Genomic DNA, 13,198 nt, shown 5'->3' with positions numbered 1-13,198 from the left:
TTTTTTTTACATAAAAAAAAACCCTTTTATAACAAACGGAAACTATAATAACCATAATTAAAATAATTATTTTAATTGAAATAATTATTTTAATTAAAAAATTATTGATACTCTAAATACATATCATACTTATATCACAACTAATTTTTATGAAATTGAAAACAATTAAAGTTAATTGCTTTAAGTAATATAAATATATAAAATATCTTACTTTATTGTTTTTTAGGTTGTTTAATTCTACAAAAATAAAATTAAAATGTCTAGTCTATAGAGCATTAATATCTTTGTGTAAAAATTAAATATATTTTTTATTTAATAAAAAGGATTTCAAGTGAAAATTAAATAAACTATAAAAACTTCACTTTTAAGATAGACTTCATAATAGATTAATTAGACTTTAAATAAATAGTTTTGATAAAGACTATGCAAAATAAAGTATGAAAAATCTGTTTGAAATAAAAAATATTGGAGGGGGATTTTTAATGAAACACAGATTGAGTAAACTAACATCTTTTTTGGCAACCTTAGCTTTAGTTGTTGGTGTAGGAGTACCATCATATGGACAAACTTTACCAGATAAAGTTAATAATGAAGTACTACAAAATACAGAGCGAAGATATGATATTAATGGAAGATATCAAGTAGATTTTCGTGCAAATATGGGAAATGGATATGTAACATTTTTCTCATTATTTGTCCCATGTGGTGGTAACTCATTAAATGTAAAATATGTATGGGGGAATGATCCAAAAGGAGGTTCTCAAGAAGGTTGGGTATTACAAATTAATGGGGAAAAAGTTTCAACTATTTATGGAACAAGCTATGGATTTCCTAATGGCATACCATCTGCAGGGATAACAGGAAGTCAAATGACAGGAATTTATTCTTTTGTTACAAATCGAGACATGTCTGGAGTAAGTTGGAGCTATACATCACCTAATACAGGTAATGGAAACGCTACAAGAACATCATATGCATCTACTGAGATTTCAAATACAAAACTTTCTATTAAGGTTAATTATAAAAATAAAGAAACAGGAGCTATAGTTGGGTCATATACAACTCAAGTTCCAGCTAAGTATGGAAATAGCACTGTTACACCTGATACTACACAAATTCCTGCTGGATATAAATTAGATCCAGCAAGTCAATCTAAAGTAGTAAATCTTGTTCAAAATGGAGTTAATCCAAATGTAGTTGATTTTACAGTTATTCCTGATAATGCAGGAGTTCCAGAAGAAGATCGTGTTCTTATAGTTGGATTTAAAGATAAAGATGGAAATAATGTTGGAAGTACTTATATAGAAGAAATTCCAGATATACTAGGCTCACATGATGTAACACCAAACACATCAAAAGTTCCTAATGGTTATAAGCTTGCTCCTTCTAATCAAACTCAGACTGTTAATTTACAACCAACAGGTCTTGACAAGAGTATTGTTTATTTTACAGTAAGTCCTGATATTCCACTTGTAAATCGTATAGTTACAGTTAACTTTAAAGATAAAGATAGTGAAGCAATAATTGGAGACCCATATACAGTTACACTACCAGCTGAATATGGAAATCATAGAGTGGAATCTGATTCTACAAAGGTACCAAATGGATATGTACTTAATCCAGATAATCAATTTGAAATGGTAAATCTTAGTACAAGTGGTCTTGTACCAGATAGAGTTTACTTTACAGTAAGTAAGATGCCTTCAGAAGCAGAACGTACTTTAACAATTGGTTTTAAAGATAAAGATGGTAATAGAGTTGGAGATACATACACAGAGGTTGTTAATGCTGTACTTGGAAACCATACAATAACTCCAGATTCTACAAAGGTTCCTGCTGGATATAAATTAGACCCAGCAAGTCAGTCTCAAACAGTTATACTTAATTCTTCTGGAATTACTCCAAATACAATTTACTTTACTGTAGCCGAAAAAACTTATAGGGTGGTTTATAGTTCAAACTTCCCTTCAGGAGTATTTGTTTCAGGTACAACTCCTATTGATACAACAGAATATAAAAAAGGAGATACTGTGACTGTTTTAGGAAATGTTAATGGTCTTGATGCCGATACTTATACATTTGTAGGATGGAGTACAGTTAGAAATGATCCATCAACAATAGTATCAGGTACAATCACTATGGAAGAGAGAAATATCATATTATATGCAGTGTGGCAAAAAAATTAGTACTGTAAGTTGTTTATTATTGTAATTTATAAGCTAGAATCTTATTTAATATTTATATAAGAATAAGATTCTAGTAGTTATAAGAAATACTGATATAGATTTTATCAGTATTTCTTTGTTTTACAAAATGAAAAATAAAATCATTTTGTATATGAGGAGGAGGGGTTTGATGAATCAAAAGTTAAAAAAGTTAACTATATGCATACTTACATTTGCTATAATTCCTTTAAATTATTCAAATGTTTTTGCTGATTATGATTTAAATAAGATATTTAATAAGCAGATTCAAGATAAAAGCTTAAGGAGAGTTAATAATATTACAATAACTTATGATGATAATGGAGCTACTGGAGGAACAATAAATGAAGCTATACTTAGTGGAGGAACGTTTATTTCTGGACCAGTAATAACAGGTCCAAAAGTATATAACCTTGATGACTTTAGTTCTTATTTAGCACTAAGTAGCAACCTTACAAGAGGAAACTATCATAGTAATGCTTGGAGTGTCTCAAGGGACCATTTGGCAAGTGGTACTCAACCATATTCAGAAGGAGAACAGCTAGCAGGAATGGATATAGACAGAGATATAACACTTTATGCTATTTGGGTTCCAGACTTTTTACAGGTAAGATATAATGGAAATGGAAATACTTCAGGTAATGTTCCATCAGATTCAAATAAGTATCATCAGAATGATAATTTGCAAATTAAAGAAAATGAAGGTAGCCTTAAAAAAACAAATTATAAACTTACAAAATGGAATACAAAAGCTGATGGCACAGGAAAATCTTATAATTTAGGCTCAAGTTTTAAGGTATTATTAGACAGGTATGACAATTTTAACATAGAACTTTATGCACAATGGGAGTATGATTTGCAACTGGATGGTAATGGAGGAACAGGTGCACTTCCAGATTTGCCAAAACCAGGAGAGGCTGACAAATTCCCAGGGTCAGGTGGACTTATCAATGGTGATGAAGAATTCATAGGGTGGAATACAGAAGAAGATGGAAGTGGTACATCTTTTAAAGAAGGAGACCCTATTCCGCCAGATATCTCAGGAGATACAATATATGCACAATGGGGATATAAATTAGATTATAACTTAAATGGAGGAGCAGGAAGTATATCAGAAGAAAAACATAAAAAAGGCGCTGAAGTAACTGTTACAAGCCAGATACCATCTAAAGTTGGATCAATATTTATGGGATGGAATACAAAAAATAATGGTGAAGGGACTTCATACAGAGATGGTGATAAATTTAACCTTACGAAAAATACAACTTTATTTGCACAATGGAAAGAGGAATGTAGAATAACATATGATAAAAATGGAAGTACAGGTACAGCTCCAATAGATAATAATGTATATGGAAAAGGAGATGAAGTTACTGTACTTGGTGATAATGGTTTAGTAGCACCCTCTGGTAGAGGAGGAAATTTTTATTGGAGTACAAAAGCAGATGATACAGGCAGTAGATATAAATCAGGAGAAAAGTTTAACATAAAGGATATAAATACAACCCTTTATGCATTTTGGACAGATAAATACAGAGTTAAATATGAAAATAATGGTGGACAAGGAGATGTACCTGAAGATGAACTGCATGATGGAAATGCAAATACAAGTGTAAAAGCGAATACAGGAAATCTTACAAAAGAAGGATACAAATTTATTGGATGGAATACAAAACCAGATGGTAGTGGAACTCCATATAAAGGTGATGGAAGTGAGATAATTAATGTTGATGATAATATAACACTTTATGCTCAATGGGAAAAGATATCTGATAATTCAGGTGGAGATGATAATTCAGGTGGAAATAGTGGAGGAAGTAGTGGTGGAAGTAGTGGAGGCTCATCTACTAATACAACTAGCCCATCAGAAGAAAATTTGACAGGTGATGATAGATATGAAACTGCTATAAAAATAAGTAAAAGAGGTTTTGAATCAGCTGAAAATGTGATACTAGTAAATAGTACATCAATACCAGATGCCCTATCAGCAACTCCATTTTCATCTACTAAAAATGCACCTATTTTATTAACTGAAAAAAATAAATTAAATACAAATACAGAAGCAGAGATAAAAAGATTAAAAGCAAAAAATATTTATATAATAGGTGGAGAAAATACATTAAGTTCCGATTTAGAAAAAGAATTAAAATTAAAAGGGTTTACTATTGTAAGAATAGGTGGAGTGGATAGATATTCAACTTCTCTAAAACTTGCTAAAGAAATAGATAAAATAGTAGATGTAGAAAAAGTATCTGTAGTCAATGGACACGATGGATTAGCAGATGCAATAAGTGTTGGTGGTATTTCAGCACAAAATAAAACTCCAATAATTCTTACAAATGTAAAAAATGAGATGATATCTATTAAAAAATTTATAGATGAAGAAGAAATATCAAAATCTTATATTATAGGAGGAGAAACTTCTTTGCCAAAATCTATAGAAAAACAATTTCCAAATCCAAAGAGAATAGGTGGAGAAGATAGAAATAAAACAAATTCAAAAGTAATAGAAGAGTTTTATAAGGATAAAGAACTAAGAAATCTTTATGTAACAAAAAATGGGATGTTAAGAGAAAATGATTTAATAGATGCTTTAACAGTAGGTGTTTTAGCAGGTAAAAATAAATCGCCAGTAATGATTGTAGCAAAATCACTTGATGAGTCTCAAAAAACTTTAGTTAAAAGTAAGAAATTTGATAAGATAACTAAGGTAGGAGGAAATGGAAATGAAGATGCATTTAATGAGATAAAAAAATTAGTAAAATAGTATAATCTAAATAAGAATATTTTGTTGATTAAACTACACCAATAGTAATAAATTATAACCCTACTTTTATTTTTATTATAAGTAGGGTTATAATCTTACTATATTACTTATATTGTAGGGGGAAAAGATGAGAGAAGAACTAAACTCTTTAGATTTAAATCAGGTAGAAATTTTCTTTGAACTTTTATCTCAAAATACAGAAGATTATATTTTTTTTTGGGATATAAATAAGAATAATTTTAAAATATCCTCAACCGTTTTTGATGAATTTAATCTAAGTAAAGATATAGAATATGATTTAGTCGATTGTTGGAGCAAAATTATTTATCCAGATGATGTTCAAGTGTGGAAAGACGATATACAAGTCTTGCTAAATGGAGAAAAGGATGAACACAATTTAGAGTATAGATTAATAAACAAGTATGAAGAGATAGTATGGGTTTCTTGTAGAGGTAAAGCTTATGTATCAGATGATAAAAAAACTATAATTATGGTTGGTAGGATAAAGAATATAGGCGAAAAGAATAAATTTGATTCTATCACAGGGACATGGAATAGAGAACAATTTGAATACAGAATGAATTGTATTACAAAAGAGAAAATCTATACAAGTGGAGCTATGTTTATCATGGATATTGATAATTTTAAAAATATAAATGAGAAATATGGACACTCTTATGGTGACAAGGTTTTGCGTGCAATTGCTACAGAAGTTTTAGAATATTTACCTAAGGATGTTAGATTGTACAGATTAGATGGAGACGAATTTGCATTTTTTTACCCTATGTGCAATAAAGAAACTATAGAAAATTTATATGAAAAAATACAATTGTATACAAATACTCAGCATGAAATCGAATCAAATAAATATTATTGTACAATAACTGCGGGGGTTGCTATGTATCCAGAAGATGGAGATAATTATTTGGACTTATTTAAACATGCTGATATTGCGTTAGATATCGCAAAAATTGGTGGTAAAAATAGAATGAAGTTTTTTTCAAAAGAACTCTATGAAAATAAGTTAAAAGTAATTTCAATGCAACAGAAGTTGAGAGAGTGTGTTGAAAATGATTTTAATGACCTTGAATTATTTTTCCAGCCACAGGTAGATGCATTTAACAAAAATGTCATAGGGGCAGAGGCACTTTTGAGATGGCATTCAAATACTTATGGAGAAGTATCTCCTGTTGAATTTATACCAATACTAGAACAAAGTAATCTAATTATACCAGTAGGAAAGTGGATTATAAAAAAGGCTGTAAAACAGTGTAAAGAATGGCATAAAGTAAATCCAGATTTCAAGATATCTGTAAATGTATCATATATTCAACTAAAGGAAGATTTTTTTAGAGATTTTATAATAGAATGTTTGATAGAATATCAATTAAAACCTGAATTTTTAATTTTAGAATTAACAGAGAATTGTTGGGTACCAGATATAAATTTATTGAATGATAAGTTTATTAGTTTAAAAAGTATTGGAGTACATATTGCAATTGATGATTTTGGTACTGGATATTCATCTTTAAATTATCTTAAAGAGTTATCTGTTAATATAATAAAGATTGAAAGAAGTTTTGTTAAGAATATTACATATAATAGTTATGAACATACCTTCCTAGAATATATTATTAAATTAGCTCATATTATCAACTTAAAAGTTTGTGTTGAAGGTATTGAGTCCTATGAAGAATACAATATAGTGAAGAGTTTAGGTGTAGATATTATTCAAGGTTTTTTATTTGGTAGACCTGTAAGTGCATCTGAGTTTTATAGACTTCAATTATCAAATTGATGAGTGTAGATAAAGTATACTAAAAATAAGGTAAAATATAAGGTTTTTTAAATCTTATATTTTACCTTATTTTATTGTGATAACTATTAATCTCAAGTAGTATTAGCTATTATACACTTTTGCTCCAAACTTAGAGATTATTTCACTAGCTTTTTTAATATCTTCTTTGGTAGCATCAGGAACATCTTTTAATTCATAATCAATACCTAGATTTTCCCATTTGTGTATTCCCATAGAATGATATGGCAGTAATTCGAATCTCTCTACATTTTTTAATGTAGCAACGAATTTACCTAATTTTTCTAAGTTGTCTATATCATCAGTAATTCCAGGAACTAAAACATGTCTTATCCATACTGGAATATTTCTTGATTCTAAGTGTTTAGCAAGTTTTAAAGCTTTATCCATACCCACACCAGTCAAATCAATAGATTTTTCTTCAACCATATGTTTTAAATCAAGCAAAACTAAGTCAGTATTATCTAAAACTGAGTCTATAGTTTCTATATCTACAAATCCAGATGTATCTAGACAAGTGTGTATGTTATTTTCTTTAGCTTTTTTAAATAGCTCACTTAAAAACTCTGGTTGAAGAGTAGACTCGCCACCAGAAGCAGTAATACCTCCACCAGAAAACTTCATAAAAGAAGTATACTTAAGAGCATCAGTTATTATTTCATCAACTGTATATTCTTTTCCAGATTTGGTATCCCATGTATCTCTATTATGACAGTATTTGCATCTAAGAGGACATCCTTGAAAGAATAGTATGTATCTTATTCCTGGACCATCTACAGTACCAAATGTTTCTATAGAGTGTACTTTTCCCTTAATCATAGAGTTCACCTCACAATATATTTTGATAACTTTATTAATAGTTATAATATTTCTCTAAAAAAGGCCATCTTATACCAGAAATAATTCAAGTATAAGATAGCCATTTATTTTTATTTTCTACACAGTAGTAATCTTAGCTAAAGTATAAAAATTTAAAGACTAAGCCATTTTACCGTGGAATGTTCTGTTTATAACATCTAATTGTTGTTCTTTAGTTAATTTTATGAAGTTAACTGCATATCCAGAAACTCTTATAGTTAATTGTGGATATTCTTCTGGATGTTCCATAGCATCTTCTAAAGTAGCTCTATCAAATACATTAACATTTAAGTGATGAGCATTTTGAGCGAAGTAACCATCCATCATTGCAGAAAGATTATTTATTCTTTCATCCATATCTTTTCCTAAAGCACCAGGTACTATAGAGAAAGTATTAGATATACCATCTTGAGCATGCTCATATGGTAATTTAGCAACTGAAGATAATGAAGCTAAAGCACCATTAGTATCTCTACCATGCATTGGGTTTGCACCAGGAGCAAATGGAGCACCAGCTCTTCTACCATCTGGTGTATTACCAGTTTTCTTACCATAAACAACATTTGAAGTTATTGTAAGTATAGATTGAGTAGGATAAGAATTTCTATAAGTTTTATTTTTTCTTATCTTATTCATGAAGCTTTCAACTAGCTCTACAGCTATACTATCAACTCTATCATCGTTGTTTCCGTATTTTGGATAATCTCCTTCTATTTCGAAATCAACAGCTATTCCTTGTTCATTTCTGATAGTCTTAACTTTAGCATGTTTTATAGCAGATAATGAATCCGCACAAACTGATAATCCAGCCATACCACAAGCCATAGTTCTAAATATATCTCTATCATGTAATGCCATCTCTAATGCTTCATAAGAGTATTTATCATGCATATAATGTATTACATTTAAAGTATTTACATATAAGTTTGCTAACCAATCAGTAAATGGTTCAAATTTACTCATAACTTCATCAAAGTCTAAATACTCAGAAGTTATAGGCTCAAATCTTGGTCCAACTTGAGCACCAGATTTTTCATCAATACCACCATTTATAGCATATAATAAAGTTTTTGCTAAGTTAACTCTAGCTCCGAAGAACTGCATTTGTTTACCTATTTTCATTGCAGATACACAACAAGCTATACCGTAATCGTCTCCCCAGTATGGTCTCATTAAATCATCATTTTCATATTGAACTGAACTTGTATCTATAGATACCTTAGAACAGAAATCTTTGAATCCTTGAGGTAATCTAGTTGACCATAAAACTGTTAAGTTTGGTTCTGGTGATGGTCCTAATGTATATAGAGTATTTAACATTCTAAATGAGTTTTTAGTAACTAATGTTCTACCATCTACTCCCATACCTCCTATACACTCAGTTACCCAAGTTGGGTCTCCAGAGAATAAATTGTTGTAATCAGGAGTTCTTAAGAATTTAACCATTCTTAATTTCATAACAAAATGGTCCATATATTCTTGTAATTCTTCTTCTGTCACTGTTCCAGCTTTTAAATCTCTTTCAAAGTATATATCTAGGAAAGTAGACGTTCTACCTAAAGACATTGCAGCACCATTTTGGTCTTTAACAGCAGCTAAATAACCAAAGTATAACCATTGTACAGCTTCTTTTGAGTTAGTTGCTGGTTTTGATATATCAAAGCCATAAGATTCAGCCATCTTTTTAAGTTCATTTAAAGCTGATATTTGTTCAGTTATTTCTTCTCTTAGTCTTATAACTTCTTCATCCATGCAAGAAACTTCTAACGATTTCTTTTGTTCAATTTTATCTTCTATTAAGGCATCAACACCATATAAAGCAACTCTTCTATAGTCACCTATTATTCTACCTCTACCATAAGCATCTGGAAGACCTGTTATTATACCAGATTTTCTAGCAGCTCTCATTTCTGGAGTATATGCATCAAAGACTCCTTGGTTATGTGTTTTTCTATATTTAGTAAATATTTCTTTTATTTCAGGGTCTAATTCATATCCAAAAGCATCACATGAATTTTCAACCATTTTTATACCACCATATGGCATAACCGCTCTTTTTAAAGGGGCATCCGTTTGTAATCCAACTATTGTTTCTAATACTTTATCTAAATATCCTGGAGCATATGCAGCTATTCCAGAAATAGTTTTTGTATCTACATCTAAAGTACCACCATTTTCTCTTTCTTTTTTAAATAAGACCATTGCTTTGTCCCATAGTTTTTTAGTGTTTTCAGTAGCACCAGCTAAGAAAGAGTCATTTCCTTCATATGGAGAATAGTTTAATTGTATAAACTCTCTGACATTTACTTCTTTAGTCCATCTTCCTGTTTTAAATCCTTGCCATGCATTCATTAAGTATTTCCTCCTTAGATTTAAATGATAAATAATGTTGTTAAAATTAATTTTTATATACTTAATTTGTTTTATATATTTTTTTAAAAATATATTTTCTAATATAATAATAACATATTATGCGTATTCTGTATACAAGAAAAATAAAAAAATGTCGTTTTAAAGTATAAAACAAATTATATGTTAGTAATGTGATGAAATTATACCCATATATTAATAAAATGAAACAAATAAATATCTAAAATAATAAGGTAATATTTGAAAAAATTATAAATTAGAAATAAATAAATCTCAGTACAAAAAAGAAAAAGCATACATCTTGATAACTTGAATATTTATTTAATAGGGGGAGGTGATATATTGTTTATCACAGTGATATTATTTTTAGTAGGTTTCCTATTAATTACTAAAGGCGCAGATATCTTTATAAATTGTACTGTAGAGATAGGTAGAAAAACGAATATTTCAGAAATTATACTTGGAGCAACTATTGTTAGTTTTGCAACAACATTGCCTGAATTTACAGTGTCATTACTTGCTTCTATTGATGGTCACACTACAATGAGTTTAGGAAATGCAATTGGTTCTATAATATGTAATACAGGGTTAGCATTAGGTTTAGTTGTTTTTCTAAGTCCATTTAATGTAGATAAAAAAATGTTTTTTTCTAAGTCTTTACTATTAATAGTATCTGTTATAGTTTTAATTTTATTGGGGTTAGATGGAGTTATAACAAGAGGAGATTCATTATTACTTATAATAATATTGATTTTTTATATGGTTAATAACTATAAGAGTGTTGTAGGAAAATCGAATACTAAAAATAGAGGTATTCAAAAAGATACTATTAAAGAAATACCTATAAAGAAGAGTAAACAGTACAGAGGTTTTTCTATAGCAGAAATTATAAAAATACTAATACTTTTTGCTACAGGTTTAATAATGATGATAATAGGTTCTCAAATTCTTATAGAGAGTGGTGTAAGAATAGCTAGTTTTCTTAATATACCTCAAGGTATAGTGAGTTTGACTATAATAGCACTTGGAACTTCTTTACCAGAGATAGTGTCTTCAATTACTGCCATAAGAAAAAATCATCATGAAATATCTGTAGGAAATATTCTGGGTGCAAATATATTGAATATAGTATCAGTAATAGCTGTATCAGCAATACCAAATAACATACCAATATTATCTCAAAATAGAAAACTTGATATACCATTCATGATATTATTATTGTTATTAGTAATAGTACCAACTCTTAAATCAAATAGACTTAGTAGACTACAAGGTGTATTAATGTTATTTACATATTTTATATATATATCAATTTTGTATTTTATGTATATTATTTAATCATACTGTTAAAAATATTAATTGCAGAATATCCTAAAAAAGTATATAATGGATAGGTTAAGATTAATTGATAACGGAGAGGAATAATATATGAATATAACAAAGTTTGAAGATTTACCAATAAGTGAGGGAATAAAAAAAGCTATAGCTGAAATGGGGTTTGAAGAGCCATCTCCTATACAAGCACAGTCTATACCTGCAATTTTGTCAGGTAAAGACGTTATAGGACAAGCACAAACTGGTACGGGGAAAACAGCAGCTTTTAGTATACCTATACTAGAAACAATAGACCCAAATAATAGAAGTTTACAAGCTGTAGTACTTTGCCCAACAAGAGAGCTTGCAATACAAGTATCTACAGAAATAAGAAAACTAGCTAAATACTCGCACGGAATAAAGACATTACCTATATATGGTGGTCAACCAATAGATAGACAAATAAAATCTCTAAAGAGTGGTGTGCAAGTTGTAATAGGTACACCTGGACGTACAATAGACCATATTAATCGTAAAACATTAAAGATGGATAATGTAAAAATGATTATACTAGATGAAGCAGATGAAATGCTAGATATGGGATTTAGAGAAGACATAGAAATGATTTTAAGTAAGATTCCTGAAGAAAGACAAACAACTTTCTTTTCAGCAACTATGCCAAGAGGAATTTTAGATTTAACTAAGAGATATCAAAAAGACCCAGAACATATAAAAGTTGTTAGAAAAGAACTTACAGTTTCAAATACAAAACAATATTATATAGAAACTAGATCATCAAATAAATTGGAAGTATTATGTAGATTAGTTGATGTGTATGACCCTAAATTATCTGTTGTTTTCTGTAATACTAAAAGAAAAGCAGATGAGTTAGTAGGAGATTTACAAGCAAGAGGATATTTTGCAGATGCATTACATGGTGACTTAAAACAAACACAAAGAGATATAGTAATGGATAAGTTTAGAAATGGTACAATAGATATACTTGTTGCTACTGATGTTGCGGCTAGAGGTATAGATGTTGATGATGTTGAATGTGTATTTAACTATGATTTACCACAAGATGAAGAGTACTATGTTCATAGAATTGGTAGAACTGGTCGTGCTGGTAGAGAAGGTATGTCATTTACTTTTGTATTTGGAAAAGAAATGAGAAAGATGAAAGATATAGAAAGATATACTAAATCTAAATTAATCAAGCATAATATACCAACAATAACTGATGTTGAAGAGAAAAAAGTAGGCTCTTTCTTTGCACAAGTTAAACAAACTATAGAAGAAGGTCATTTAACTAAACAATTACAATGGTTAGAAAGTTTCTGTAATGATGAAGATTATGCAATGGTTGATATTGCTGCTGCACTTGTTAAGTTATCTCTAGGGGAAGAAATGAAAGAAGAAATAATAGAAGAAAAACCTAGAAGAGAACGTGGAGATAGAAAAGGTGCTACTGGAGCTAAAGATGGTATGATTAGATTGTTTATCAATATTGGTAGAAATCAAAGAATACAAGCTAAAGATATCGTTGGTGCTATAGCTGGAGAAGTTGGAATACCAGGTAAAATGGTAGGAACTATAGATATATATGATAAGTATACTTTTGTTGAAATACCTAAAAAAGATGCAAAAACAGTAATTGAAAAAATGAAAGATATTAAGATAAAAGGTAACAAAATTAATATAGAAAAAGCCAATAAAAAGAAAAAATAATATATAGTATATAAAAATATAATCGAAAGATATATAAAATAGTATATTGAATATTTAAAAAGCCTAATGTGTTTTCAAAACAGATGATAAATAATCTGTAAGAGTCAACAACATAAGGCTTTTATTGTTTTATATAATAGT

7 protein-coding genes are annotated in these 13,198 nt (G+C 29.2%); 5 read left to right on the top strand and 2 right to left on the bottom strand.

What is annotated here, in order from left to right; genetic code table 11:
• Positions 1-482: 482 nt before the first annotated feature.
• The 3 genes from JJC01_16465 to JJC01_16455 all read left to right on the top strand — a co-directional run bounded on the left by JJC01_16465 (position 483) and on the right by JJC01_16455 (position 6,769).
• Positions 483-2,186 carry a hypothetical protein gene (locus JJC01_16465; protein UDN57744.1) on the top strand — a complete coding sequence of 568 codons (1,704 nt, stop codon included), beginning with the start codon at positions 483-485 and terminating at the stop codon, positions 2,184-2,186.
• 169 nt (positions 2,187-2,355) lie between these two features.
• Positions 2,356-4,971 (top strand): cell wall-binding repeat-containing protein, encoded by a 2,616-nt coding sequence (locus JJC01_16460; GenBank protein UDN57743.1) that lies wholly within the window; start codon positions 2,356-2,358, stop codon positions 4,969-4,971.
• 127 nt (positions 4,972-5,098) lie between these two features.
• On the top strand, positions 5,099-6,769 hold the full coding sequence (locus tag JJC01_16455; GenBank protein UDN57742.1) for a GGDEF and EAL domain-containing protein: 1,671 nt from the start codon (positions 5,099-5,101) through the stop codon (positions 6,767-6,769).
• 102 nt (positions 6,770-6,871) lie between these two features.
• Here the strand turns inward: JJC01_16455 and pflA are convergent, their stop codons facing one another.
• Positions 6,872-7,606, bottom strand: coding sequence for a pyruvate formate lyase-activating protein (gene pflA, locus JJC01_16450; protein ID UDN57741.1), 735 nt, complete (start codon positions 7,604-7,606; stop codon positions 6,872-6,874).
• Positions 7,607-7,765: 159 nt separating this feature from the next.
• Positions 7,766-9,997 carry a formate C-acetyltransferase gene (gene pflB, locus JJC01_16445; GenBank protein ID UDN57740.1) on the bottom strand — a complete coding sequence of 744 codons (2,232 nt, stop codon included), beginning with the start codon at positions 9,995-9,997 and terminating at the stop codon, positions 7,766-7,768.
• 360 nt (positions 9,998-10,357) lie between these two features.
• Here pflB and JJC01_16440 point away from each other — a divergent pair, with 360 nt between their 5' ends.
• Together JJC01_16440 and JJC01_16435 are read left to right on the top strand one after the other, a co-directional pair.
• The gene (locus JJC01_16440; protein ID UDN57739.1) at positions 10,358-11,353 is read left to right on the top strand and encodes a calcium/sodium antiporter; all 996 of its coding nucleotides are present in this window, start codon (positions 10,358-10,360) and stop codon (positions 11,351-11,353) included.
• Positions 11,354-11,443: 90 nt separating this feature from the next.
• Positions 11,444-13,057, top strand: coding sequence for a DEAD/DEAH box helicase (locus JJC01_16435; GenBank protein UDN57738.1), 1,614 nt, complete (start codon positions 11,444-11,446; stop codon positions 13,055-13,057).
• The last annotated feature ends 141 nt before the right edge of the window (positions 13,058-13,198 follow it).

Origin of the sequence: Clostridioides sp. ES-S-0010-02 (genome assembly GCA_020641055.1) — a bacterium.
Lineage (GTDB): Bacteria > Bacillota > Clostridia > Peptostreptococcales > Peptostreptococcaceae > Clostridioides.
Note: the sequence above shows the minus strand (reverse complement) of the source record. Positions and strands in the feature narration are given on the sequence as shown.